General features: G+C 71.7%; 21 protein-coding genes. 8 read left to right on the top strand and 13 right to left on the bottom strand.

What is annotated here, in order from left to right:
- Positions 1 to 106: 106 nt before the first annotated feature.
- Together IO36_RS16245 and IO36_RS16250 are read right to left on the bottom strand one after the other, a co-directional pair.
- Positions 107 to 640: an alkyl hydroperoxide reductase gene (locus IO36_RS16245; RefSeq protein WP_037620639.1), complete on the bottom strand. Its 534-nt coding sequence runs from the start codon at positions 638 to 640 to the stop codon at positions 107 to 109.
- 6 nt (positions 641 to 646) lie between these two features.
- Positions 647 to 1,201 carry a peroxiredoxin gene (locus IO36_RS16250; protein WP_037620640.1) on the bottom strand — a complete coding sequence of 185 codons (555 nt, stop codon included), beginning with the start codon at positions 1,199 to 1,201 and terminating at the stop codon, positions 647 to 649.
- A 175-nt stretch (positions 1,202 to 1,376) separates the two neighbouring features.
- On the opposite strand from IO36_RS16250, the gene IO36_RS16255 reads away from it, so the two are divergent.
- From IO36_RS16255 to IO36_RS16270, 4 genes are all read left to right on the top strand, one after another.
- Positions 1,377 to 2,351, top strand: a complete 975-nt coding sequence (locus tag IO36_RS16255) for a LysR substrate-binding domain-containing protein (protein ID WP_051900563.1) — start codon at positions 1,377 to 1,379, stop codon at positions 2,349 to 2,351.
- Between the two features lie 189 nt (positions 2,352 to 2,540).
- Positions 2,541 to 3,830, top strand: coding sequence for a hypothetical protein (locus IO36_RS44535; RefSeq protein ID WP_209441212.1), 1,290 nt, complete (start codon positions 2,541 to 2,543; stop codon positions 3,828 to 3,830).
- A gap of 66 nt (positions 3,831 to 3,896) precedes the next feature.
- Entirely contained in the window at positions 3,897 to 4,373 is a 477-nt protein-coding gene (locus tag IO36_RS16265) for a roadblock/LC7 domain-containing protein (protein ID WP_037620641.1), read from the top strand.
- 4 nt (positions 4,374 to 4,377) lie between these two features.
- The gene (locus IO36_RS16270) at positions 4,378 to 4,806 is read left to right on the top strand and encodes a hypothetical protein (protein WP_037620642.1); all 429 of its coding nucleotides are present in this window, start codon (positions 4,378 to 4,380) and stop codon (positions 4,804 to 4,806) included.
- Positions 4,807 to 4,915: 109 nt separating this feature from the next.
- Here the strand turns inward: IO36_RS16270 and IO36_RS16275 are convergent, their stop codons facing one another.
- Genes IO36_RS16275 through IO36_RS16285 form a run of 3 tightly spaced genes read right to left on the bottom strand, consistent with a single transcriptional unit; the run spans position 4,916 to position 8,465 of the window.
- Positions 4,916 to 7,246: an ABC transporter permease gene (locus IO36_RS16275; protein WP_037620643.1), complete on the bottom strand. Its 2,331-nt coding sequence runs from the start codon at positions 7,244 to 7,246 to the stop codon at positions 4,916 to 4,918.
- Positions 7,243 to 7,941, bottom strand: coding sequence for an ABC transporter ATP-binding protein (locus IO36_RS16280; protein WP_037620644.1), 699 nt, complete (start codon positions 7,939 to 7,941; stop codon positions 7,243 to 7,245). Before IO36_RS16280 ends, IO36_RS16275 begins: the two co-directional genes overlap by 4 nt.
- A complete protein-coding gene (locus IO36_RS16285) occupies positions 7,938 to 8,465 on the bottom strand; it encodes a PadR family transcriptional regulator (RefSeq protein ID WP_037620645.1) in 528 nt (175 codons plus the stop codon). Before IO36_RS16285 ends, IO36_RS16280 begins: the two co-directional genes overlap by 4 nt.
- Positions 8,466 to 9,115: 650 nt before the next feature.
- On the opposite strand from IO36_RS16285, the gene IO36_RS16290 reads away from it, so the two are divergent.
- Complete coding sequence (locus tag IO36_RS16290) at positions 9,116 to 11,419, top strand: transglycosylase domain-containing protein (RefSeq protein ID WP_037620646.1); 2,304 nt, start codon at positions 9,116 to 9,118, stop codon at positions 11,417 to 11,419.
- Positions 11,420 to 11,540: 121 nt separating this feature from the next.
- On the opposite strand, the gene IO36_RS16295 is transcribed toward IO36_RS16290, so the two are convergent.
- The 4 genes from IO36_RS16295 to IO36_RS16310 form a co-directional block, all read right to left on the bottom strand.
- Positions 11,541 to 13,715, bottom strand: a complete 2,175-nt coding sequence (locus IO36_RS16295) for an ATP-binding SpoIIE family protein phosphatase (RefSeq protein WP_209441213.1) — start codon at positions 13,713 to 13,715, stop codon at positions 11,541 to 11,543.
- 436 nt (positions 13,716 to 14,151) lie between these two features.
- Positions 14,152 to 14,841, bottom strand: coding sequence for a cytidylyl-2-hydroxypropylphosphonate hydrolase (gene fomD, locus IO36_RS16300; protein ID WP_078943238.1), 690 nt, complete (start codon positions 14,839 to 14,841; stop codon positions 14,152 to 14,154).
- A gap of 115 nt (positions 14,842 to 14,956) precedes the next feature.
- Positions 14,957 to 16,360, bottom strand: a complete 1,404-nt coding sequence (locus tag IO36_RS16305) for a class II fumarate hydratase (RefSeq protein WP_037620648.1) — start codon at positions 16,358 to 16,360, stop codon at positions 14,957 to 14,959.
- 222 nt (positions 16,361 to 16,582) lie between these two features.
- Positions 16,583 to 18,250 carry a fumarate hydratase gene (locus tag IO36_RS16310; RefSeq protein WP_037620649.1) on the bottom strand — a complete coding sequence of 556 codons (1,668 nt, stop codon included), beginning with the start codon at positions 18,248 to 18,250 and terminating at the stop codon, positions 16,583 to 16,585.
- A 246-nt stretch (positions 18,251 to 18,496) separates the two neighbouring features.
- Here IO36_RS16310 and IO36_RS16315 point away from each other — a divergent pair, with 246 nt between their 5' ends.
- On the top strand, positions 18,497 to 19,225 hold the full coding sequence (locus IO36_RS16315; RefSeq protein WP_037620650.1) for a DUF1707 SHOCT-like domain-containing protein: 729 nt from the start codon (positions 18,497 to 18,499) through the stop codon (positions 19,223 to 19,225).
- A 196-nt stretch (positions 19,226 to 19,421) separates the two neighbouring features.
- Positions 19,422 to 19,793 carry a WhiB family transcriptional regulator gene (locus IO36_RS16320; RefSeq protein WP_078943239.1) on the top strand — a complete coding sequence of 124 codons (372 nt, stop codon included), beginning with the start codon at positions 19,422 to 19,424 and terminating at the stop codon, positions 19,791 to 19,793.
- Between the two features lie 314 nt (positions 19,794 to 20,107).
- Here the strand turns inward: IO36_RS16320 and glpX are convergent, their stop codons facing one another.
- A complete protein-coding gene (gene glpX / locus IO36_RS16325; RefSeq protein ID WP_037620652.1) occupies positions 20,108 to 21,139 on the bottom strand; it encodes a class II fructose-bisphosphatase in 1,032 nt (343 codons plus the stop codon).
- Between the two features lie 126 nt (positions 21,140 to 21,265).
- Between glpX and IO36_RS16330 the strand changes: the two genes are divergently transcribed.
- Positions 21,266 to 21,784, top strand: a complete 519-nt coding sequence (locus IO36_RS16330) for a DUF4245 domain-containing protein (protein WP_037620653.1) — start codon at positions 21,266 to 21,268, stop codon at positions 21,782 to 21,784.
- Positions 21,785 to 21,897: 113 nt separating this feature from the next.
- Here the strand turns inward: IO36_RS16330 and IO36_RS16335 are convergent, their stop codons facing one another.
- From IO36_RS16335 to xseA, 3 genes are all read right to left on the bottom strand, one after another.
- Positions 21,898 to 22,488, bottom strand: a complete 591-nt coding sequence (locus IO36_RS16335; RefSeq protein ID WP_037620654.1) for a malonic semialdehyde reductase — start codon at positions 22,486 to 22,488, stop codon at positions 21,898 to 21,900.
- Positions 22,489 to 22,788: 300 nt separating this feature from the next.
- Positions 22,789 to 23,052: an exodeoxyribonuclease VII small subunit gene (locus IO36_RS16340; protein ID WP_037620655.1), complete on the bottom strand. Its 264-nt coding sequence runs from the start codon at positions 23,050 to 23,052 to the stop codon at positions 22,789 to 22,791.
- Between the two features lie 9 nt (positions 23,053 to 23,061).
- On the bottom strand, positions 23,062 to 24,270 hold the full coding sequence (gene xseA / locus IO36_RS16345) for an exodeoxyribonuclease VII large subunit (protein ID WP_037620656.1): 1,209 nt from the start codon (positions 24,268 to 24,270) through the stop codon (positions 23,062 to 23,064).
- Between the last annotated feature and the right edge of the window lie 15 nt (positions 24,271 to 24,285).

The following is a 24,285-nucleotide window of genomic DNA, read 5'->3' on the forward strand; positions in this document are numbered from 1 at the left end:
GGCGCGGCACCGCCGCGCCCCGGACGACGCACAGGGCCCCGCCCACCGTGAGGTGGGCGGGGCCCTTGCAGTGCGCGCGGCGCGGGGGCCGCAGGGGGAGCGAGGACTACTCGGCGAGGACCGCCTCGGCGTCCAGCGTGGCGCCGACGGCCTGGAGCACGGCGGCGATCTTGACCGCCTCCTGGATCGTCTCCCGGTCGACGCCCGCCTTGCGGAGCACCTGCTCGTGCGAGTCGAGGCACTGGCCGCAGCCGTTGATCGCGGAGACGGCGAGCGACCACAGCTCGAAGTCGACCTTCTCCACACCCGGGTTGCCGATGACGTTCATCCGCAGACCGGCGCGCATCGTCGCGTACTCCGGGTCCGACAGCAGGTGCCGGGTCCGGTAGAAGACGTTGTTCATCGCCATGATCGCGGCGGCCGACTTGGCGGCCGTGTACGCCTCGGGCGACAGCTGCTCCTTCGCCGCCGGCTCCAGCTCGCGCAGGACGCGCGGGGAGCGGGAGGCGATGGCGCAGGCCAGCACGGTGCCCCACAGCTGCTGCTGCGGCAGGTCACTGTTGCCGATCACCGAACCGAGGTTCAGGCGCAGGTCCTTGGCGTAGTCCGGTATCGCGGACTTCAGTTCGTCGAGGGCCATGGAAGGTCACTCACCGGCCAGCAGGGCGACCGGGTCGAGGGTGTTCTCGCCCTTGGTCCAGTTGCACGGGCAGAGCTCGTCCGTCTGGAGGGCGTCCAGGACCCGCAGGACCTCCTTGGGGTTACGGCCGACGGAGCCGGCGGTCACCATGGAGAACTGGATCTCGTTGTTCTGGTCGACGATGAAGACGGCGCGCTTGGCGAAGCCGTCCTCGCCCTCGATGCCGAGGTCGCGCATGAGCTCGTGCTTCGAGTCGGCCATCATCGGGAAGGGCAGGTCACGCAGGTCGTCGTGGTCCTTGCGCCAGGCGTGGTGCACGAACTCGGAGTCGCCGGAGAAGCCCAGCACCTGAGCGTCACGGTCGGCGAACTCGTCGTTCAGCTTGCCGAAGGCCGCGATCTCGGTCGGGCACACGAAGGTGAAGTCCTTGGGCCACGCGAAGACGATCTTCCACTTGCCCTCGTAGGTCTTGTGGTCGATCTGCTGGAACTCCTGACCCTTCTCCAGCGAGACGCAGGCGGTCAGGTCGAACGTGGGGAACTTGTCACCGACAGTGAGCACAAACTCTCCTAGCAGATAGGGTCAGCCCTTTTTGGGGGCGTTTTCCCTGGGGGGTGGACGACGACGATGGTGGCACAGGCAGCATTGATTCGGGAAATAGCTACACTTGGTCGTGTTGATCGGGTGCGGCTATCAGTGACGGCCGGTGAACCGGTCCGGAGCGAAAGGTACGGCCATGGCGAGCCCCACCGGCAGGGCGGGCGGCAAGGGAGCCGGGCGCCGCAGCCCCAGCCTCGCGCAGCTGCGCGCCTTCACCGCGGTGGCCGAGCATCTGCACTTCCGCGACGCGGCCGCCGCGATCGGCATGAGCCAGCCCGCGCTGTCCGGAGCCGTCTCCGCCCTGGAGGAGACCCTCGGCGTGACCCTCCTGGAGCGTACGACCCGCAAAGTGCTCCTGTCGCCCGCCGGTGAGCGTCTCGCCGTCCGCGCCCGGGCCGTGCTCGACGAGGTCGGCGCGCTGATGGAGGAGGCGGAGGCCGTGCGGGCGCCGTTCACCGGGGTGCTGCGCCTCGGCGTCATCCCCACCGTCGCCCCCTACGTCCTGCCGACCGTCCTGCGGCTCGTCCACGACCGCTATCCCGACCTCGACCTCCAGGTGCACGAGGAGCAGACGGCCAGCCTGCTGGAGGGACTCCAGGTCGGCCGGCTCGACCTGCTGCTGCTCGCGGTCCCCCTCGGAGTGCCGGGCGTCGTCGAACTCCCGCTGTTCGACGAGGACTTCGTCCTGGTGACCCCGCTCGACCACCGGCTCGGCGGCCGGGAGGGCATTCCGCGCGAGGCGCTGCGGGAACTGCGGCTGCTGCTGCTCGACGAGGGCCACTGCCTGCGCGACCAGGCCCTGGACATCTGCCGCGAGGCCGGGCGCGCGGACGCCCCCGTGACCACCACCGCCGCGGGCCTGTCGACGCTCGTCCAGCTGGTCGCCGGCGGGCTCGGGGTGACCCTGCTGCCGCGCACCGCCGTCAAGGTCGAGACGACCCGCAGCAACCAGCTCCTGACCGGGTACTTCGCCGATCCGGCGCCCACCCGGCGGATCGCGCTCGCGATGCGGTCCGGCGCCGCCCGGAGCACGGAGTACCGGGAACTGGCGAACGCCCTGCGCGAGGCGCTGCGGCCGCTGCCCGTCAGGGTGCTGGGCGCGGAAGCCTGAAACCGCCGAGCAGAGTCGGTCATCCGGTCGACCGATGAAGTCCCTTGTCCGAAGGGATATTTCAACTTCCGTCAGGTAACGCGACTCCCCCGGGGGATATCCACCCCGGCTGGTACACATGCCTCCTCAGGGTGACTCGTCAGGCGTCTGTGCGAAGTGCCGGAATTTCCAAGGGGAGTGATGTCGGGCGTGCGGGATTCCCTTGGCAGGGTCGGATACGACCTGCTGTCGCGCGCGCTCGGTGAATGCCAGAGCAGCCGGGCGACGGGAAGACTGCGGGTGTCCGGGCGGCCCGGAGGAGTTTTCCATCTCCGCGACGGCGGTGTCGTCGCCGTCGAGACCCCCGGCGCCCCGGGAGCGGAGGCACGGCTGCTGCGCTCCGGCCGGGTCAGCGGCGAGCAGTGGGCCGAACTGCTCCGGGAGGCCGGCGGCACCCGGTGGCCCGAGGCCGGGCTGATCGCCCACGGTTACGCGGGGGCCGCACAGCTCCGGGTCGTCTGCATGATGGCGATGCAGGACGCGGCCTTCGCCGTCGTGGCCGGCGAGGTGGAGGCGTGCGACCCGCTCGACGCCGCCTTCGAGCCGTACGCCCCGGTCGTCCTCGGGGAGTCTCCCGGGAGGCTGCTGGCGGACGCGGCGAGGAAGCTCGCGGCGGTCGCCGCCCTGCCGCGGCCCGTACGGCCGGACCGCGAACGCCCGGTGGCAGCCGCGGTGCCGGACGAGATACGCGAGCAGCTCCCGCCGCCGCAGAAGGAGTTGCTGGCCCACGCCGACGGCCGTCGGACCGCCCGTGACATCGCCTTCGCGACCGGCCTCGGCGCCTACACCGTCACGGTGGGGATGGCCCGCATGCTCGGCGAGGGGCTGCTCGAACTGCCGGCGGACTCCGGTTCCGCCACCCGCGTCACCGTACGGGACCTGCCGACCGGAGCACTCCGGCAGCGCCCCGCCGGCGCCCCGCCCGCACTGGACCCGGAGGTCTTCTCCGCCCTGTCCTCCGCGGTGGCCGCCACGGAAACCCCGGCGCCCCGGCCGGAGTCCGAACCGGAGCCGGGCCCGGGGTCGGGCCGGGACTCCGACACGGAATCCGGCCGGGAGTCCGACTCGGAGCACGACCCGCAGTCGGGCCCGGACGCCGATCCACAGCACCACCCGGACTCCGACCCGCAGTCGGGCCCGGACGTCGACCCGCAGCACGACCCGACCTCCGACCCGCAGCCGGGTCGGGAGTCCGGTCCGGGGCTCGGCCGGGAGCCGGAGTCCGGTCGGGAGCCCGATCCGGAGTCCGGGCCGTGGCCCGAGGCCGCCGCTCCCGCGCCGCCCCGCGGGGAGCCGGGGGTGAACGCCCCCTCGCTGCCGCGCCGCGAACCGGGAGCGAGCGGAATCACGGAAACCCTCGCCCCGGAAAGGGCCGGGGTGAGCTGGAAAGGATTCTTCCGGCTGAAGCACCGGATCTGGACCCCCGATTCCGGCACCTGAATCCGGTACCCGATTCCGGGGACCCGCCATCGATCACATGCGCACCATGACCAGGGAGTTCGACATATGAATCACGAGGCACTGGCTAGGGAAATGAGGGAACTCCGGGAAAGGGTGCCCGGAATCACCGACACGGCGGTGGCGGCCGCCGACGGAATGCTCATCGCGGCCGACACCGCCGACACCATCGACCCCGAGAGCCTCGCCGCGATCGCCGCCGCGGGCCTCGGCATCGCGCGCCGCGCGACCGCGGTGACGGCCAGGGGAGCGTTCCGCCAGACCGTCACCTACGGCAGCCAGGGTCTCGCGGCCTTCTACGCGGTCGGCGACACCGCCCTGATGATCGTCCTCGGCGACGAGGGCATCGACCTCGAACGGCTCCACGAGCTGACCCGGCCGGCCCTCGGCCGGATCGGCGCGATCCTCACCGGGACCGGCCCCGATCCGCTCGCCGAGGTCCCGGCCAAAGCCGCCGGAGCTCCGGCACCCGCACCCGACGCACTCGTCGGAGCCCTGAACGACACCGCGACCGAAGGGGTATGACGACATGGCCACCAAGCGAATGACGCCGGGGTTCTCCGACCAGATCATGGGTCTGGTCAAATCGCTGCGGACCGACGCCCCCGACTGCCTCGCCTCCGGAGCCGTCGACATGTCGACCGGCATGCTGCTGAGCTACGAGACGGTCGACAACCATCCGCCGGAGGTCCTCGACCTCCTCGCGGGCGCCACGCTCGACCTGTTCCAGGGGCGCACGGTCCAGATGATCGAGGACGTCTTCAAGGAGCGGCGCGGCATCGAGTCCGACTCGCACTTCTTCCAGGAGATCCTCGTCAACAGCGACAACCTCACCCATCTGTTCATCCGCATGAGCGACCAGCAGGACGTGGTCGCCGTGGTCGTCTGCCGCAAGTCGGTCAACGTGGGCATGCTCTTCGCCCAGGTCCGCCGCGTGGTCAAGGAGTACAGCGTCTGAACGCGGGCCGGTGGCCCTCCCCGGACGGGAGGGCCACCGGCCACGGGCCACGGAGGGGCGCACCGGCCGCGGAAGGCGTCCCGCTGCGCGCGCCCGCCCGCCCCGCCTCCTACTCCGTGCGCAGTCCCTCCGGCCGCATCAGCCGGATCAGCGGCGGCAGGCTGAGCAGGGTCACCAGCAGCACGACCCCCGCGCCGATCCCGGTCATCGACAGCACGCTCGCCCAGTCCACGTGCACCGAGGTCCCCGTCATCTTGAGCAGGACCGTGCCGAGGGTGAGCCCCACGATCGCGGCGAGGGCGAGCCCGAGCGCGATCGGGACCGCGGTCTGCCACAGCACCGACAGGCTCAGCGTGCGACGGCGGGTGCCGAAGGCGACCAGCGCCGACAGCAGCTTCCTGCGCTCGCGCAGCTGCTCCAGCTGGGAGACCAGCAGGCTCGCGCCGATCAGCACGAGGACACAGGTCGCACCGACGGACAGACCCGTGCGGATCGAGGTGAACTTCCGGGACTGGCTCGTCGCCGTCCAGGTGTTGACCGTGGTCAGCGGGTCGATCGTCGCGGCGGTGTTGCGGACCAGCTCGCGGACGTCCGGCACCGACTCGTCGAGCCCGAGGTACACCGTCTGGCGCATCACGGACGCGGCCCGCTCCGGCAGCGCGCCGGGCGTGAACAGGAAGCCGCCGTACTCGCTGCCCGACGGGTCCGTGCGCGACCCGGCCCGCTTGATGTCCCCGGGCACCTTCCAGGCGATCTCCCGGCCCTTGCTGGAACCGTAGGACGGGTTCAGATAGAGACCGGTGCCGGGCTTGTCGAGCTTGGCGGTGCCGGTGTCCCAGTCGGCGTTCTCCACCGCGAAGACGTCACCGTCCTTGCAGGAGGGCAGTACGGCCGTCTCCCGCAAGGCCGCGCAGTCGCCGACCGTGACGGACGACGAGGTCGAGGGCTCGTTGCGCCCGTCGCCCGCGTCGGTGCGTCCCAGGGCGGCCGTGTGCGTGACGCCCTTCGTCCCGGACAGCCGCCGGACCGCCCCGTCCAGCTGAACGCCGGCGGGCACGTCGACGGACATCTGGGCCCGGGTGAGGTCGTTCTTGTTGACCCGGGTGTAGTCGTCGTCGACCCCGGCGAACAGCATCTGCAGGGCTATCGCGCCGGCCACCGCCACCGCGATCCCGTTGACCAGCCTGGCGGCCGAACCACTGCTCAACTGCAGCCTGCGGATGGCCAGTTGCCAGGCCACCCCGCCGGAGTTCAGCCGGGCCACGACCGCCTCGACCACCCAGGGCAGCAGCGCGGTGATGCCGACCAGCAGCAGCAGGACACCGCCGATGACGAGGTACTGGTTGAAGTCCCCGTTGGACCGCCCCTGCCCGATCATCGGGTACAGCATCGCCAGGCCGCCCAGCGGCAGCAGCAGCCGCCACCACAGCCGGCGCCGCGAGGGCCGCGCGGTGCGCACCACGCCGAGCGGTTCGATGACGACACCGCGCAGGGCGAAGAGCGTCACCGCGACGGCGGCGGCCGGGACCGCGAGGGCCACCAGCGCCACCAGCGCGGGCGACGGATCGAGGTCGCCGGGGAAGACGCTGATCCTGAAGACCATCACCAGGCCCGCCAGCTGACGTCCGGCCAGGAAGAATCCCGCGCCGAGGACCAGTCCGACCAGCGCCCCGGCCAGTGCCTCGCCGGCCGCGATCCGCCGGGTCATGCGCCCGTCCGCGCCGACCAGCCGCAGCGCCGCGAGCCGCCGGTCGCGCCGCTCGCCGCCGAACCGTACGGCGGCGGCGATGAACACGCCGACCGGCATCAGCAGGACGACGAAGACGATGAGGACGAGCAGCACCAGGACCGGGTCCATCGCCTCGGACCGCACGGCCGTGCCGAACGTGCCGATGCGCTCGATCCGGCCGGTGCTCGTGCCGGTGGGGTCCAGACCGGCGGCGCCCGCGTAGAAGGCGAGTTCGTGCGGGTCGACGAGCCCGCTGTCGGCGATCGTGCCGGTGACCCGGCGGTCGAGCCGCTCGCGCAGGAGCCTGCCGTCGGCCGACTTCAGCAGCCGGCCGAGCGCGGGCGAGACGACCATCTCGCCGGGCGCGGGGAACGCGGACACACCCGGGGGCAGCGGCGCCCGGGGGCCGTCGGGCGCCAGCAGCCGGCCGCGTACGTCCGTGTCGCGGAAGGTGGTGTCCGCGTCCGCGACGACGAGCGTGCGGTCCGACTTCTTCGCGACCACCGAGCCGTACGTCATGTCGTTGCGGGCGCTCTCCCGGTCGTGCCGGGAGGCCAGCGCGCTCGGCAGCGCGGTGGTGAGCAGCAGCAGCGCCACCCCGAGCCCGACGCCGACGGCCGTGAGCAGGACGCGCACCCAGGCCTCGCGGCCCCCGGTCACCGCGAACCGGGCACCCATGGCGAGGTCGCGGGACCACTGGCGGGCACTCATACGATCCGCTCCATGTCCCGGGACCTGCCGTCCCGCACGACGACCTCGCGGTCCGAGTACGCGGCCACCCGCGCCTCGTGCGTGACGAGCACGACCGCGGCGTTCGTCGAGCGGGCCGCGTCGGTCAGCAGCTCCATCACGCGCTCGCCGTTGAGCGAGTCGAGCGCGCCGGTCGGCTCGTCGGCGAACAGCACCCGGGGGCTGGTGACCAGGGAACGGGCGACGGCCACCCGCTGGCCCTGACCGCCGGAGACCTCACCGGGCCGCTTGCCCTTGAGGTCGTCGACCTCGAGGCGCTCCATCCAGGACAGCGCGGTGCGCTCGGCCTCCTTGCGGCCGGTGCCGTTCAGCCGCAGCGGCAGCGCGACGTTCTCGACACAGCTCAGCTCCGGGACGAGCTGGCCGAACTGGAAGACGAACCCGAACTCCGAGCGGCGCAGCGCGCTGCGCTGGGCGTCGTTCATCGTCGCCATCTCGCGGCCGTCGTACGTGATCGAGCCGGAGTCGGGGGTGACGATGCCGGCGAGGCAGTGCAGCAGGGTGGACTTGCCGGAGCCGGAGGGGCCCATCACCGCGACGACCTCGCCGGGGTGGATGGAGAACGCGGCACCGTCCAGCGCGGTGGTCGGGCCGTACGTCTTGCGCAGATCGGCGGCGGTCAGCAGGGAGCCCGGGGGAGGGGTGGGAGCGGTCATCGGGCCGTCACCGCCTCGGCGAGCTTGTCGAGGCGCGCGGCCGTCAGCTCCAGCCAGCGCAGGTCCGCCTCCAGGTGGAACAGGGCGTGGTCGCAGATCAGCTGGTCGGCGAGGTCGCCCTTGCGCTTGCGTTCGGTGAGCATGCGCATCATCCGCAGATGCTCCGAACGCTGGGTGTCGAGGAGCTCGCTCGCGTCCCGGCGGGTCAGCAGGGCGAGGACGACCTTGGTGTAGAGGGTCGACTGGAGGTAGGGCTCGGGCTTCTCCGGCGTCGCGAGCCAGCGCTGCACGTCCGTGACCCCGGCCTCGGTGATCGCGTACCGCTTGCGTTCGGGCCCGTCGCCCGCCTCGATCCCGTCGATCTCGACGAGCCCGTTCTTCAGCAGTCGCGACATCGTCGAGTAGACCTGGCCGTAGTGCAGCGGCCGGTCGTGACCGAATTTCTCGTCGAAGGTCCGCTTCAGGTCGTAACCGTGACGCGGCCCGGACTCCAGGAGCCCCAGAAGGGTGTGACCGATGGACATGCCCCGCACTCTACACACGGCGTATACACGGCGTGTATACACGCCGTGCAGAGGTCGGCGAAAGGGTGGTCCCGGCGGGGTGAACCGGCTGGTCGCGGCCGATTGTCACGGTTCTGGAACCGTCCCGCCCGACGGCGCCGGACCGGCCCCCGCGCCTGCTTCTCAGGGCCCTCCGGGGGTGATTCGGGCCGAGGAGGGACCGTGGCGGACGGCGCGCGGGGCGGCGCCGGGGAGCAGCCCGGGAGGGCCGGGCGGCGGCGGAAGCCCCCGGCCGATGCCGTGCGCGGCGCGTTCCCGCGCACGGGGCCGCGGGCGGGCCGGGCACCCCGCCCGCGGCCCCGGCGCCGGACGCGCCCGGTACGGGAGAGGGGCCGTGGGGCGCGCGGTGAGGGAGTGGCGGCGGGACGGGTCCCCGCCGTGCGGGAACCGCCCCTGTCCTGTCCGAGTGCTCACACTTCATTCCTCGCGGCAACCTTCTGCCCCTCCTGCTCGTCGCATTCAGTGGGGGTGCACTGGGGGCGTGCTGATTGTCACGTCCGGAAAAGACCGGATCGACGCCCCTTTGTCATAGGGCGCGGTGTTAGCTTTCTGAGCTGACCTGACCGGCGAACTTGTGTGCCACACGAGAGAGAAGCGGAGCGGATCGACCCATGGGACGAGCTGACGAGAGACGAGCGCGGCAGGCGCAGGGCCGCCGCGTGGCGCCCCAGAGCTCGTCTGGGCATGAAGCGGCGGCCCCCGGGCCCGGCGCGAAGGCGGCCGGCAAGCCCCGCCGCACCGGCATACGCCGGTTCGTGAACTGGAAGACGATCCTCGGGACGTTCCTCGGCCTGTGCCTGCTCGGCATGGGCGGCTTCATCGTGCTGTACATGATCGTGCCGGTGCCCGAGGGCAACGAGGCCGCGCGCCGCCAGAGCAACATCTACGAATACCGCGACGGCGGCATGCTGGCCCGCACCGGCAAGGTCAACCGCGAGATAGTCGACCTCTCCAAGGTGCCCAAGGGCGTCCAGAAGACGTTCGTCGCCGCGGAGAACAAGACGTTCTACAACGACTCCGGCATCGACCTGAAGGGCACCGCCCGAGGTCTGATCAACACCCTCTCCGGCAAGGGCAAGCAGGGTGGTTCGACGATCACCCAGCAGTACGTGAAGAACTACTACCTCAGCCAGGACCAGACCGTCACGCGCAAGCTGAAGGAAATGGTCATCTCGCTGAAGGTGGACCGCAAGAAGTCCAAGGACGACATCCTCGCGGGCTACATCAACACCAGCTACTACGGCCGCAACGCGTACGGCATCCAGGCCGCGGCGCAGGCCTACTACCAGGTCGACGCCCAGGACCTGAACGTCGCGCAGGGCGCCTACCTCGCCTCGCTGCTCCAGGCCCCGAGCCAGTACGACTGGGCGGTCGCCTCGAAGACCGGCAAGAAGCTCGTCCAGGCCCGCTGGAACTACACCCTCGACAACATGGTCGAGATGCACTGGATCGACGCCGGCAAGCGCGCGGGCCTGAAGTTCCCGGTCCCCAAGGAGCCCAAGGGCGCCCCCGGCATGGAGGGCCAGCTCGGTTATCTGGTGGAGACGGCCAACAACGAGGTGGCCAGGCAGCTCGTCGCCCAGGGCGCCGCGGCCGACCTGGACGATGCCAAGGCACTGATCGACCGCGGTGGCTGGACCATCAAGCTGAACATCGACAAGAAGAAGCAGGCCCTGCTCGAGAAGACGGTCAAGCAGCAGCTCACCGGCAAGCTGGACGCGAAGAAGCGCAAGGTCGACGCCGACATCCAGGCCGGTGCTGTCTCGGTCGATCCCAAGACCGGCAAGGTCCTCGCCATGTACGGCGGCATCGACTACTTCAAGCACTTCTACAACAACGCCACGCGCGACGACTACCAGGCCGCGTCGACGTTCAAGCCGATGATCCTGGCGGCCGCGCTGGCGGAGAACGCCAAGACGCAGTCCGGCAGGCCGATCACCGCGAACACGGTCTACGACGGCACGAACCGCCGTCCCGTGGTGGGCAGCGACATCGGCTTCGCGCCGCCGAACGAGGACGAGGCCAGCTACGGCCCCGTCACCGTGCAGACCGCGATGAACAAGTCCATCAACTCCGTCTTCGCGCAGATGGGCGTCGACGTCGGCATGGACGAGGTGCTGAAGGTCGCGGGCAAGCTCGGCATGCACACCAAGGGCCTCCAGGCGGTCCCCGCCCAGACCCTCGGCTCCATGGGCGCCAGCCCGCTGGAGATGGCCGGCGCCTACGCCACGCTCGACAACCACGGCAAGCAGGTCACCCCGACGATCGTCGCCTCGGTCGAGCACAAGGACCGCACGGTCAAGATGCCCGACCCGATCGGCGAGCAGGTCATTCCCGAGGAGGCCGCCGACACGGTCACCTCGGTGCTGACCGGAGTGGTCGACGACGGTACGGCCAGGGAGTCCGTGGCGAACAACCCGGCCCGCGACGGCCAGCAGGTCGCCGGCAAGACGGGTACGTCGGACAAGAACAGGTCCGCCTGGTTCACCGGCTACACGCCGAAGCTGGTCACCTCGGTACTGCTGTTCGGCGAGGACCCGAAGACCCACGCCCATGTCCCGATGTACGGGGCGGGTGGCGTGGCGCGCGTCAACGGCGGTGGCTTCCCGGCGAAGATCTGGGCGGCCTACACCTTCGCGGCGATGGGCGAGGTCACCAAGTTCGACCTGAACACCACGTCGGGCGCGGCGGTCGCGCCGACCGACCTGCCGACCGTCTCCCAGACGCCGTCCAGCACGCCGTCCTCGACGCCGACGACCGAGGAGCCGACGACGCAGCCGCCCACCACGAGCAGCCCGCCGAGTCCGTCGAACGAGCCGACGACGACCGCTCCGACGACGACGGCCCCGTCCACCCCGACGACCTCGCCCACCGGCGACGTCCTGGACAACCCGTTCGGCCAGGCGAACCAGTAGCGCCGCAGGGCCGACGCGAGGAGGAGGGCACCCGGAACCCGGGTGCCCTCCTCCTTTTCGTGACCGCGTCCGCCGTGTCCACCGCGTTCGCCGAGCCCTGCCCGTCCGGACGGGTGCCCGGTCAGTTCCGGTTCAGCTCGAACCAGACGACCTTTCCCGTGCTCAGGCGGGTCGCCCCCCACCGCCGGGCCATCCGGTTCACCAGGAACAGTCCGCGGCCGCCCTCGTCCGTGGCGCGCGCCTGCCGCAGCCGTGGCAGCTGCGGCACGTCGTCGCCGACCTCGCAGCGCAGCACGTCCGTCCGCAGCAGCCGCAGGGTCACCGGCCGCGAGGCATAGCGCACCGCGTTCGTGACGACCTCGCTGACCAGCAGCTCCACCGAGTCGGTCAGATCCTCCATGCCCCAGCGGGCGAGGGCCCGCCGGGCCAGACGCCGGGCCCGCCCGGGCGCCGCGTCCTCCGGCTCCAGGAACCAGTACGCGACATCGCTCGGAGCGATCCCGTCGAACCGGGCGGCGAGCAGCGCGATGTCGTCGTCCCGGTCGCCCGGGCCGAGCATGTCGAGCACCTCGTCGCACAGGGCTTCCAGCGGCGGCGGATGATCCGGCCCGGTCAGCGCCGCGACGGCCGCGAGCTTCTCCCGCAGCTGTTCTATCCCGGTCCAGACGTCACGCAGCCGCGACTCCACCAGACCGTCCGTGTACAGCAGCAGCGTCGCCCCGGCCGGCGCGTCCAGCTCCACCGCCTCGAAATCGACCCCGCCGACACCGATGGGGGCGCCCGGAGGAACCCGCAGCACCTCGGCCCGCCCGCCCAGGTGCAGCAGCACCGGCGGCGGATGGCCCGCGTTGGCGATCGTGATCCGGTGCGACACCGGGTCGTAGACGGCGTACAGGCAGGTCGCCATGCGGTCGGTGCCGAGCCGCTGCGCCTGTTCGTCCAGGTGGTGCAGCACCTCCTGCGGCGGCAGGTCGAGCCCCGCGAGGGTCTGCGCCGTCGTCCGCAGCTGGCCCATGATCGCCGCCGACGTCATGGAGTGGCCCATCACGTCACCGACGACCAGCGCGACCCGGCTGCCCGGCAGCGGGATCGCGTCGTACCAGTCGCCGCCCACCCGGGCCGTCTCCGCGGCCGGCAGATAGCGGGACGCCAGCCGGACCCCGGTGGGCCGCGGCAGCGTCTCGGGCAGCATCGTGCGCTGGAGCTCGTCGGCGATGTACGCCTCACGGCCGTACAGCACCGCCTTGTCGATGCCGAGCGCGCTGTGCGTGGCGAGCTGCGCCGCGACCAGCAGGTCGTCCGCCTCGAAGGCGAGCCGCTCGGGCCGGCGCAGGAACAGCGCCGCGCCGATCACCCGGCGCCGGCCGCGCAGCGGCGCGAGGATCGCGCGCTGCCCGCTCGGCACGGGCAGATCGTCGCCCAGCAGCTCGGGCAGCGCGGCCCGCGCGGCGGGCGCGTCCGCGAACACCGGCCGCACCCCGCGCAGCACCTCGGCCAGCGCACCGCCCGGGCGCACCTCGCACAGCTCCGCAGACAGCGCCGACAGCTCGCTGGGCTCGGGCCGCAGCGCCGGCAGGAAGCCGCTCTCGGTGTCCCGCTCCTCGGGAATCCGGTCCGTGCGCCGCAGCCGCAGCACCAGCGGACCCGTCGGCCGTTCGTCACCGACCGGCAGCGGGTCCCGCAGATAGACGAGGATCGCGTCCGAGAACGTCGGCACGGTCGCCCGGCACAGCCCCATCACGATCTCGTCGAGGTCGATGCCCCGGGCGATCCGCCGGGTCGCGGCGCCCACGAACCGCAGCCGGTCCCCGTCCCGCCGCATCGGCATCGGACCGCCCTGCGGCACGCCCTGACCGCTGCGCCGCTCCTTGCCGCCGGGCCGCGGGGCCCGGCCCTGCTCGGCGTCCGGCTGGATCGGGATGCCCTCGGGAGCCGGCCGCGGCCGGTGCGTGTCGGGCTCGGCCGCCGACGGCTGCGAGTGCTCGGGCCCGGGACCCGAGGAGGCCGGCGAGGACGCGGACATGTCCGTGCCCGAGGACGCGGACACGCCGGCGTCGGCGGACACCTGTCCGCCCGACTTCCCGCGCTTGCCGCGTGGCTTGGACGCGCCCGAAGCGCGCGGCGCGTCGCCCGTGCGGGCCTGTACCGGTAACGCGCCGGGACCAGGGAGCTGGGACGGCGGTTCCGAGGTACGCAGGAGCGCCCCGCGAGGGTCCGCGGGGGCGGGCGGCCGGCCGGCGCCACTCTGCCGGCGCTCGTGCGAGGTGGGGTGCTCGGTCACGCGTGTCGAGTCCATCCGTCCGGGGCTGCGCGCCGTGCGCACAGTTCTTCCCGCAGCCCCGATACCCGGAATGTGTGCCCCAGGAACGGATTCTGCGTGTCGTCAGGTCCGGAACCGAGGGCGCGAACCTCCGCCGCCCGGTTCGGCAGGCCCTCCAGGCGGCCGAAAACGGCCCGTGCGGGCACCGGGGCGACGGCCGGAGCCCCGGGGCATGTCCGCGAAGTCCCGCCCGCCGGGCGACACCCGGCCCGTCCGGCCGTGGTGGCGAGCCCGCGCGATGCGACCGGTCCCTGGCCGGCCACGCCGCCGTACGCCTCGTACCCCTCGCTCACGTCCTGCCGCCCCTCGGTGACATATGGTCAAGCCCGGCTCATCCTGCGGGAGTTGTTGCTGCGGTGTGCCCTTGCGGAAGACGATCCTACGGTTGTACCACGGGGGCGCATCAAGGGTCTCATGAGGACACGTGCGCGGGCGTACGGTCCCAGTCATCCGGCAGAACGGGAACCGGCCAGCCCGGTTCCGGCCTCCAGTGCTGCCATCCGTCCGAGAACGGCGCGCCCCAGGAACGGATCACGTCCACCGCAGACCACCCAGCCTCCCGTACCCGAGCCGCCAGTCGAGCATCCATCAGACCGGCCCGCTGCGCCATGGCGAATTCGTCCTCGTCCAGCCAGCGCCAACTGCGGTCCGGGTGCACCGAGATGTCGAGGAAGTGGTCCTCGGAGTCCACCCCGCCCGCCCAACGGGTCAGCGGAGCCTCCAGGTTCACGTACCAGTTCTTGAAACGCCAGCCCTGTTCCCAGAACAGCCACACCGACCAGGGCTCGCCCGGCCGTGCCAGCTTCAGCACGCCCGTCCCGAACCAGCGGTCGCGCCGCACCGCTCGAGGCTTCGTGTAGCGGGACTCCAGCGGCTCTCCGTGCACCGGCGAGCCGTCCGCCAGCACCGGCTTCACGCATTCCGTGCCCGGCGCCATCCACGCGGCCAGCAGCTCGGAGTCGTCCCGTACGACCGTCACGGGGCGGCAGATGTGGACCTGGTCGCCGGCGTTCTCCCGGTACCGCCACAGGATCTGGCTCCCGGGCTCCCAGTACGCCGGCCCGCCCGTCTCCGCCCGTCTCATCGCTCCACCCTCTGCCATGACCAGATATTAGGTGTCCCCGGCATACGACGCTGCGGTTCGCGTCACGGTTCACGCCTTCGGGAACCCGCTGTTACGGGGGCGTCATCAGGCGTTTCTCGGCGGACACGGGCCGTTACGGGTGCGTCATCCGCAGGACATCCAGCGCCTCGTCGAGCTGCTCGACGGTCAGGTCACCGCGCTCCACGTACCCCGAGTCCAGCACCACCTCGCGGATCGTCCGGCGCTCCGCGAGCGCCGTCTTCGCGACCCGGGCGGCCTCCTCGTACCCGATGTACCTGTTCAGCGGCGTCACCACCGACGGCGAGGACTCCGCGTACTCACGGGCCCGCTCCCGGTGTGCGACGATCCCGTCGACCGTCCGGTCGGCCAGCAGCCGCGAGACGTTCGCGAGCAGCCGCACCGACTCCAGGACGTTCCTGGCGATCACCGGCAGCATCACGTTCAGCTCGAAGTTCCCGGCCGCGCCCGCGACGGCGACCGTCGCGTCGTTGCCCGTCACCTGCGCGGCGACCATCAGCACCGCCTCGGGAATCACCGGGTTCACCTTGCCCGGCATGATCGAGGAGCCGGGCTGGAGGTCCGGGAGGGCGATCTCGGCCAGTCCGGTGCGCGGCCCCGAAGCCATCCACCGCAGATCGTTCGCGATCTTCGTCAGCCCGACGGCGACGGTCCGCAGCTGCCCGCTCGTCTCCACGATCCCGTCGCGCGCCCCCTGCGCCTCGAAGTGGTCGCGGGCCTCGGTCAGCGGCAGCCCGGTCGACCGGGCCACCTCCGCGATCACCGCGGCGGAGAACCCGGGCGGCGTGTTGATCCCGGTCCCCACGGCGGTGCCGCCGAGCGGCAGTTCGGCCAGCCGCGGCAGCGAGGCCTCCAGCCGCTCGACCCCGTACCGCACCTGGGCCGCGTACCCCCCGAACTCCTGGCCCAGCGTCACCGGCGTCGCGTCCATGAGGTGGGTGCGCCCCGCCTTCACCACGTCCGCGAACTCCCGCGCCTTGCGCTCCAGCGCCGCGGCCAGATGCTCCAGCGCGGGCACGAGATCGCGGGTCACGGCGGCGGTCGCGGCGATGTGGATGGAGGACGGGAACACGTCGTTGCTCGACTGCGACGCGTTCACCTGGTCGTTGGGGTGCACGTCCCGGCCGAGACGCTCGCCGGCGAGCGTCGCGATCACTTCGTTCGCGTTCATGTTGGAGGAGGTGCCCGAGCCCGTCTGGAAGACGTCGACCGGGAAGTGCGCGTCCCAGCGCCCCTCCGCGACCTCCGCGGCGGCCTCCTGGATCGCGGCGGCCACATCCTCGTCGATGACGCCCAGCTCGGCGTTCACCTTCGCGGCGGCCCCCTTGATCCGGGCCAGGGCCTCGATGTGCGCGCGCTCCAGGCGCTGCCCCGAGACGGGGAAGTTCTCCACGGCGCGCTGGGTCTGCGCCCGCCACTTCGCGTCCGCGGGCACCCTCACCTCGCCCATGGAGTCGTGCTCGATCCGGTACGCGCCCTCGCCCAGGCCATCCGTCATGGGTGACACCTCCATGGGGGACAGCATCGCGGAGCCCGCCGGTGTTCCCGCCCGGCACGCGCGGGACCGTTCACCCGGACGGACCGGCGCGCGGAAACGACGAACGGCCGCCGGTCCGGCGGCCGTTCACCCCTGCTGCGTGCCCTCGCGCCGGGCACCCCGTCGGGGCACCCGCGCGATCGCCCGTACGGCCGCCCTCAGGACGCCGTACGAGCCGTACCGTCAGGCCAGACCCGGGCCCCGCACCGGGATCGTGGTGAAGGTCGGGGCGGGCGCCGGGTCCTGGAAGAAGTCGTTGCCCTTGTCGTCGACGACGACGAACGCCGGGAAGTCCTCGACCTCGATCTTCCAGACGGCCTCCATGCCGAGCTCCTCGTACTCGACGACCTCGACCTTCTTGATGCAGTCCTGGGCGAGCCGGGCCGCCGGTCCGCCGATGGAGCCGAGGTAGAAGCCTCCGTGGCTGCCGCAGGCGTCCGTGACCTGCTTGCTGCGGTTGCCCTTGGCGAGCATCACCTTGGAGCCGCCCGCCGCCTGGAACTGCTCGACGTAGGAGTCCATGCGGCCGGCCGTCGTCGGGCCGAAGGAGCCGGAGGCGTAGCCCTCGGGGGTCTTGGCCGGACCGGCGTAGTACACCGGGTGGTCCTTCAGGTACTGCGGCATGTCCTCGCCCGCGTCCAGCCGCTCCTTGATCTTGGCGTGCGCGATGTCGCGCGCCACGACGAGCGGGCCGGAGAGCGAGAGGCGGGTCTTGACCGGGTACTTCGTCAGCTCGGCGAGGATGTCGTCCATCGGCTGGTTGAGGTCGATCCGGACGACGTCGGAGGACTCGTCCAGGTGCTCGTCCGTGGTCTCCGGCAGGAAGCGCGCCGGGTCGGTCTCCAGCTGCTCCAGGAAGACGCCTTCGGCAGTGATCTTCGCGACGGCCTGGCGGTCGGCCGAGCAGGACACGGCGATCGCGACCGGGCAGGACGCGCCGTGCCGCGGCAGGCGGACCACGCGCACGTCGTGGCAGAAGTACTTGCCGCCGAACTGCGCGCCGATGCCGATCTTCTGGGTCAGCTCGAAGACCTTCTCCTCCAGCTCCTTGTCCCGGAAGCCGTGGCCGAGCTCGGAGCCCTCGGAGGGGATCTCGTCCAGGTAGTGCGCGGAGGCGTACTTCGCGGTCTTCAGCGCGTACTCGGCGCTGGTGCCGCCGACGACGATCGCCAGGTGGTACGGCGGGCAGGCGGCCGTCCCCAGCGAGCGGATCTTCTCCTCCAGGAACTTCATCATGGAGCCCTCGTTGAGGACCGCCTTCGTCTCCTGGTAGAGGAACGACTTGTTGGCGGAGCCGCCGCCCTTGGCCATGAACAGGAACTTGTAGGCGCCGCCGTCGGTGGCGTACAGCTCGATCTGCGCCGGCAGGTTCGAGCCGGTGTTCTTCTCGTCCCACATGGTCAGCGGGGCCATCTGCGAGTAGCGCAGGTTCAGGTTCTTGTACGCGTCGTAGATGCCGCGCGAGAGGGCGGCCTCGTCGCCGCCCTCGGTGAGCACGTTCTGGCCGCGCTTGCCCATGACGATCGCCGTGCCGGTGTCCTGGCACATGGGGAGCACGCCCGCGGCCGCGATGTTCGCGTTCTTCAGCAGGTCCAGGGCGACGAACTTGTCGTTGGCCGAGGCTTCGGGGTCGTCGATGATGCGGCGCAGCTGGGCGAGGTGCGCCGGGCGCAGGTAGTGCTGGATGTCGTGGATGGCCTCCGCGGCGAGCTTGCGCAGCGCCTCCGGCTCCACCTTGAGGAACGTGCGCCCGTCGGCCTCGAAGGTGGAGACACCCTCGGAGGTCACCAGCCGGTACGGGGTGGTGTCCTCTCCCTGGGGGAGCAGATCGGTGTACGCGAACTCAGGCATCTCGCCCATTCCTCACTCGACAGACAGCTTTAGGGGCCTCGCCTCGGGCGCGCCCCGTCGGCTCACTCGCCGGAGGCCGGCCGTCATTGGCAGCGTCCACCAGCGTAGAACCTGGCGCGGACGGCGAGGCTGTGAGGTAAGGCTCAGTTCGGACACCGGACCCGCGGACCCCGGCGCGGGGCGGGTTCCGGACGGGTGCCGGGAGAGGGGTAGTCGCGATCTATCGCGTTTGGGTACGCTGGTGCCGTGGACCTTCAAAAGAGCCCCGACGCGAGTGCCGCCACGGCGGCGAAGCCGGCCGAGCTGCGCGCCTCGGACGCCGACCGCGACCGGATCACCGACATCCTGCGCGAGGCCCTGGCCGAGGGGCGGCTGACCCCGGAGGAGCACGCCGAGCGGGTCGAGGGCGTGCTGGCCACCAAGACGGTGGGCGAGCTCGACGGCTTCGTGCGGGACCTGCCCGCCGCGCACACCGGCCGCGCCGCGTCCGCGTACGTCTCCGCGCCCAACCGCCCCGCCCAGGGCGCGATCCCGGCCGAGGCCGACGAGAACGTGGTGGCGGTCTTCAGCTCCGCCGTCCGCAAGGGCCGCTGGCGCGCGGGCCGGCGCATCCACGCGTACTCGGTCTTCGGCAACGTCGAGATCGACCTGAGTGAGGCGATCTTCGAGTACCAGCAGGTCGTCATCAAGGCGATCTCGGTCTTCGGCAACGTCGAGATCTTCGTCCCGGAGAACGTCTCGCTGCGCGGCAGCGGCGGCGGGGTGCTCGGCAACTTCGAGGTGGACACGCTGGACTCGGGCGACCCCGACGCTCCCGTGGTCTACATCGACGGCCTCGCCGTCCTCGGGAACGTGGAGGCGCGGCCCAAGCGCGGCAAGCTCATCGCCGACATCCTCGACCGGGTGACGAGCCGGGTGAACGACCGGGTGGCGGACCGGCTGGACCGGAGTTTGCGCAAGCACCTCGACCGTTGACGGTCGTGAATATGCGGGCGGCCGATGCGGCCGCCCGACGGCGGACGATCGATCATCCGGGAGAACGGCCGGGCTTCGGCACGCAGTGCATAGGCGCGCGCACAGCGGGTAGGGCTTGCTGCATCGTCTCTTGGAGGGCGCTGCGGGACTTCCCCGGCGCCCGGCACGCTCGCGAAGCCGTCGTCAGGAGTAGACCGTGCTGCAACCGCCGCATCAGTCCCTGCAGGTAGCTGCCGTTCCGGCCCAGCGGGCGCCCGTGCGGGACAGGGATCAGGAAGCGCCATGGCACACGGAGGCGGTGTGCCAGCGTGACGAGGCCGGCCTGTTCTTCGCCCCTTCCAAGGAGCCGACCGCCTCACGGCTCTCCCGGGAGGAGGCCGCCAAGCGTGTCTGTGCCCGCTGCCCGGTCATGGTCGAGTGCCGCGAGCACGCGTTGCTCCAGCCCGAGCCGTACGGAGTCTGGGGCGGTCTGACCGCCGCCGAGCGCCGTGTCGTCCTCGCCCGGCGCCGGCGCCGCGAAATGGAACTGAAGAAGGCGGCCCACGGCACGATAGCCGCGGCCGGCTGATCCGGCTCCGCCGTGTCACGGCGGGCGGCCGGGGGCGACGGCGTCACCGGCGCGATCGCCCCGGACGGCAGGGCCGGCCGACTCTCCGGCCCGCCCCGTTCGCCAGGGGAGCGGCACCCTCCGCGAGAGCCGTGCGAGACCCGCGGGCCCGCCCGTCCCGGTCCGAGGCCGCGCCGGTGGCCCGGTGCCGGTGTCCCGGTCCGTGGTCGTGCGGGCGGAAGCCCCGGCCACGCAGGCACGAAGAAGGGGCGCCCCTCCGCACAAAGGGCGCCCCTTCTCGCGCCGCGTGGGCGCCCGGCCCGCGGGCCGGTTTCCTACTTGGCGCGGTCGAAGTCGATCGCGCTGTACGCCCGCAGCTTGCTCAGCCGGTGCTCCGACCGGATCTGGCGGACCGTGCCCGACTTGGAGCGCATCACGATCGACTCGGTCGTCGCGGTCTCCGAGCGGTAGCGCACACCGCGCAGCAGCTCGCCGTCGGTGATGCCGGTCGCGACGAAGAAGACGTTCTCGCCGGAGACCAGGTCGTTCGTGGTCAGGACGCGGTCGAGGTCGTGCCCGGCGTCGATCGCCCGCTGCCGCTCCTCGTCGTCCTTGGGCCACAGCTTGCCCTGGATGGTGCCGCCCAGGCACTTCACGGCGCAGGCCGAGATGATGCCCTCGGGCGTGCCGCCGATGCCGAGCAGCAGGTCGATGCCGGTGCCCTCGCGCAGGGCGAGGATGGAGCCGGCGACGTCGCCGTCGGAGATCAGCTTGATGCGGGCGCCGGTCTCCCGGATCTCCTTGATGATCCCGTCGTGGCGCGGCCGGTCCAGGATGACGACCGTGACGTCCTCGGGGGTGACCCGCTTGGCCTTGGCGACCCGGCGGATGTTCACCTCCACGGACGCGTTGATGTCGACGAAGTCGGCGGCCTCGGGCCCGGTGACCAGCTTGTCCATGTAGAACACCGCGGACGGGTCGAACATGGTGCCGCGGTCGGCCGCGGCGAGCACGGCGATCGCGTTCGTCATGCCCTTGGCGGTGAGGGTGGTCCCGTCGATCGGGTCGACGGCGATGTCGCACTCGGGACCGGTCCCGTCGCCGACGCGCTCCCCGTTGAAGAGCATGGGGGCCTCGTCCTTCTCCCCCTCGCCGATGACGACGACGCCGTTCATCGAGACGGTGGAGACGAGGGTGCGCATGGCGCGGACGGCGGCGCCGTCGGCGCCGTTCTTGTCGCCGCGGCCGACCCAGCGGCCCGCGGCCATGGCCGCTGCCTCGGTGACCCGGACGAGCTCCAGGGCGAGGTTGCGGTCCGGAGCCTCGGACGGGACCTCGAGTTCGGAGGGCAGATGATGTTCGGTCATCGACACGCACCTTTCTGATACGACGACGGCCGGATGAGGGTGATGTCCCGACTCTATCGCCAGGCTTACAAAATGAGCAGGGGGCCCCACGGATGAGCAGGCCAGGGCACCTGCGACGATAGGTGCGTGGCAGGTATGAAAGGCAAGCAGTCGGTCCGGGACATGATTCTTTCCCTGGGCCTCATCGGGCTCATGGCGGGCGTCATCTACATCTTCATCCCGCATGACGACTCCGAGCCCGATCTCAAGCGTGTCGACTACCGGGTCGAGCTGCTGACGGCGCGCCGCGCGGCGAGCTATCCCGTGGCGGCCCCCGAGGGGCTGCCCTCGGCGTGGAAGGCGACCTCGGTCCGGTACGACGGCAGCGAGTTCGACGCCTGGCATCTGGGCTACCAGGCTCCCGACGGTCAGTACGTGGCGGTCGAGCAGTCCACTCAGCGGCCGGCCGTCTTCATCGACGCGGCGAGCCAGGGCGCGCGGCCGACGAAGGCCGTCGAGCGGATCGGCGACCGGACCTGGCAGCGCTACGAGGGCGGCCACTACGACGCCCTGGTCCTGCGGGAGAAGGGCTCCACGACGGTCGTGACCGGCACGGGTTCGTTCGCCTCGCTGGCGAAGATGGCGGAGTCCCTGAAGACCTCGTAGTCCCCTGGAGTACGCGGAAGGGCCCCCGGCGGGAGTGCCGGGGGCCCTTCTCGTGTCCCTGCGGGGCGGACCGTCGTGGCCGGTCCGCCGTAGCGGCGGGTCGGTGCGGTGGGTCAGACGGTGGTGATGACCTGGTCGGCCGTCAGGCGCGGGGAGCGCTGGAACCAGGCGTCCTCGCCCGGCTTGCCGATGTTGACGATCATCAGCGGGGTGTGGTCGTCGTCCAGGAACTCCTTCTGGACCCCGGCGAGGTCGGCACCGGTCATCGGGCCCGCGGCGAGGCCGGCGGCACGGACGCCGATGATGAAGTACGCGGCCTGGAGGGCGGCGTTCATCGCGGCGGAACCCTCGCGGACCGGGCGCTCGGAGAAGAAGAGGTCCTTGGCGGCGGGGAAGTGGGGGAGGAGCTCCGGCAGCTCCTCGTGGAACTCGTTGTCCGCGGAGAGGATCGCCACCAGCGGGGCGGCGGCGGTCTTCGCCCGGTTGCCCTCGGCCAGGTGCTGCACGAGGCGCTCACGGGCCTCGGGGGAGCGGACCAGGGTGATGCGCAGCGGCGACTGGTTGAAGGCGGTGGGGCCGAACTTGACCAGGTCGTAGATCGCCTGCACCTGCTCGTCGGTCACCGGCTCGTCGGTGAAGGTGTTCGCGGTGCGGGCCTCGCGGAACAGCAGGTCCTGAGCGGTGGGGTCAAGGACGAGAGACATGAGAAACCTTCTCGGTATGTGCGGTGGATCCATGGGGGGATCTGTTGGCGAGTACGACAGTACGTCCAAGAGGTTTAAAGTTCAACCAAAAGCGGGGCGTAGTGATCCGCTTCACAACGGCGCGGCCGGTGAAGGCGGCCCCGGCGCCCGGTCGGCGAGCCCCGCCCGTGCCTGTCGGCTGGCCCTGCACGCGCCTGTCGGCCCGCCTGTCACCGGCCCCTCGCCGCCCCACGACATGCCTGTGGCCGGCCCCGACGGGGCCGGCCACGGTGATGCCCGGCAGCGCTCCGCGCGCGTCCGTCAGCCGGAGTCCCGGCCGGAACCGGAGCCCGAGTCCTCGCCCGAGTCCTCCGCCTCCCCCGACTCCTCCGCCAGCGCCGCGTCCAGCCTGGCCCGCGCGCCCTCCAGCCAGCGCCGGCACACCTTGGCCAGCTCCTCGCCGCGCTCCCAGAGCGCCAGGGACTCCTCCAGGGTCGTCCCGCCCGTCTCGAGGCGGCGTACGACCTCGATCAGCTCGTCCCGCGCCTGCTCGTAGCCGAGCGCCTCGTCCACCTTGCTGGTCATCCGCCCACCCTATGCATCGACTCGAACCGTGAATTCACCTTCGGCGACCCGCGCCCGCAGCGGCTCGTCCGCCGCGACCTCGGCCGGGTCCCGGACCACATGGCCGTCGTCCCGCTGCAGCACCGCGTACCCCCGCCGGAGGGTCGCCGCGGGGGACAGGGCCACCACGCGCGCGTGGGTGTGCGTCAGCTCCGAGTCCGCGCGGTCCAGCAGATGCCCGAGGGTGCGCCGGCCCCGGTCGAGCAGGGCGGAGACCTGGTCCGCCCGCTCGTCGATCATCCGGTGCGGGTCCTCCATCGAGGGCCGGGCCAGCGCCTGCGCCAGGCCGCGCTCCTCACGGTCCACGAACGCCTGCACACAGCGCCGCGCGCGGTCCCGCAGGAACCGCACCCGTTCGTACTCCTCGCCGACGTCCGGTACGACCTTCTTGGCGGCGTCCGTCGGCGTGGAGGCCCTCAGGTCCGCCACCAGGTCGAGCAGCGGGCTGTCCGGCTCGTGCCCGATCGCCGACACGACCGGCGTACGGCAGTCCGCGACCGCCCGGACGAGCTGCTCGTCCGAGAACGGCAGCAGGTCCTCCACGCTGCCGCCGCCGCGCGCCACGACGATCACGTCGACCTCGTCCATCGCGTCCAGCTCCCGCACCGCCTGCACGACCTGCGGCACCGCGTGGACGCCCTGCACGGCGACGTTGCGCACCTCGAAGCGGACGGCGGGCCAGCGGTGCCGGGCGTTCTCCAGCACGTCACGCTCGGCCGCCGAGGCCCGCCCGCACACCAGCCCGACGAGCTGCGGCAGGAACGGCAGCGGCTTCTTGCGCCCGGCCGCGAACAGGCCCTCCGCCGCCAGCGACTTCTTCAGCTGTTCCAGCCGGGCCAGGAGCTCCCCCACCCCCACCGGCTTGATCTCGGCGGCCCGCAGGGACAGCTGGCCCCGGGGCGCGTACCACTCGGGCTTGGCGTGGACGACCACCCGGGCGCCCTCGCTCACCACGTCGGCGACGGCGTCGAAGACCTGGCGGTAGCAGGTCACGCTCACCGAGATGTCGTACGACGGGTCGCGCAGCGTCAGGAAGACGACGCCCGCGCCGGGGCGCCGCGACAACTGGGTGATCTGCCCCTCGACCCACACTGCGCCGAGCCGGTCGATCCATCCCCCGATGAGCCGTGACACCTCGCCGACGGGCAGCGGGGTCTCCGCGGACGTGTTGAGAGCCATGCGCCCGAGCGTAGT

The organism is Streptomyces aureus (genome assembly GCF_000725495.1).
In the GTDB taxonomy this organism is placed as follows: domain Bacteria; phylum Actinomycetota; class Actinomycetes; order Streptomycetales; family Streptomycetaceae; genus Streptomyces; species Streptomyces aureus_B.

What these genes read in the sequence shown, in the direction of transcription:
- IO36_RS16305 (WP_037620648.1), bottom strand. Translation starts at nt 16,360, where the DNA reads ATGACGGATGGCCTGGGCGAGGGCGCGTACCGGATCGAGCACGACTCC.
- IO36_RS16290 (WP_037620646.1), top strand. Translation starts at nt 9,116, where the DNA reads ATGGGACGAGCTGACGAGAGACGAGCGCGGCAGGCGCAGGGCCGCCGC.
- IO36_RS16340 (WP_037620655.1), bottom strand. Translation starts at nt 23,052, where the DNA reads ATGACCAGCAAGGTGGACGAGGCGCTCGGCTACGAGCAGGCGCGGGAC.
- IO36_RS16265 (WP_037620641.1), top strand. Translation starts at nt 3,897, where the DNA reads ATGAATCACGAGGCACTGGCTAGGGAAATGAGGGAACTCCGGGAAAGG.
- IO36_RS16245 (WP_037620639.1), bottom strand. Translation starts at nt 640, where the DNA reads ATGGCCCTCGACGAACTGAAGTCCGCGATACCGGACTACGCCAAGGAC.
- IO36_RS16280 (WP_037620644.1), bottom strand. Translation starts at nt 7,941, where the DNA reads ATGACCGCTCCCACCCCTCCCCCGGGCTCCCTGCTGACCGCCGCCGAT.
- IO36_RS16295 (WP_209441213.1), bottom strand. Translation starts at nt 13,715, where the DNA reads ATGGACTCGACACGCGTGACCGAGCACCCCACCTCGCACGAGCGCCGG.
- IO36_RS16270 (WP_037620642.1), top strand. Translation starts at nt 4,378, where the DNA reads ATGGCCACCAAGCGAATGACGCCGGGGTTCTCCGACCAGATCATGGGT.
- IO36_RS16285 (WP_037620645.1), bottom strand. Translation starts at nt 8,465, where the DNA reads ATGTCCATCGGTCACACCCTTCTGGGGCTCCTGGAGTCCGGGCCGCGT.
- glpX (WP_037620652.1), bottom strand. Translation starts at nt 21,139, where the DNA reads ATGACCGAACATCATCTGCCCTCCGAACTCGAGGTCCCGTCCGAGGCT.
- fomD (WP_078943238.1), bottom strand. Translation starts at nt 14,841, where the DNA reads ATGGCAGAGGGTGGAGCGATGAGACGGGCGGAGACGGGCGGGCCGGCG.
- IO36_RS16335 (WP_037620654.1), bottom strand. Translation starts at nt 22,488, where the DNA reads ATGTCTCTCGTCCTTGACCCCACCGCTCAGGACCTGCTGTTCCGCGAG.
- IO36_RS16310 (WP_037620649.1), bottom strand. Translation starts at nt 18,250, where the DNA reads ATGCCTGAGTTCGCGTACACCGATCTGCTCCCCCAGGGAGAGGACACC.
- IO36_RS16275 (WP_037620643.1), bottom strand. Translation starts at nt 7,246, where the DNA reads ATGAGTGCCCGCCAGTGGTCCCGCGACCTCGCCATGGGTGCCCGGTTC.
- xseA (WP_037620656.1), bottom strand. Translation starts at nt 24,270, where the DNA reads ATGGCTCTCAACACGTCCGCGGAGACCCCGCTGCCCGTCGGCGAGGTG.
- IO36_RS16255 (WP_051900563.1), top strand. Translation starts at nt 1,377, where the DNA reads ATGGCGAGCCCCACCGGCAGGGCGGGCGGCAAGGGAGCCGGGCGCCGC.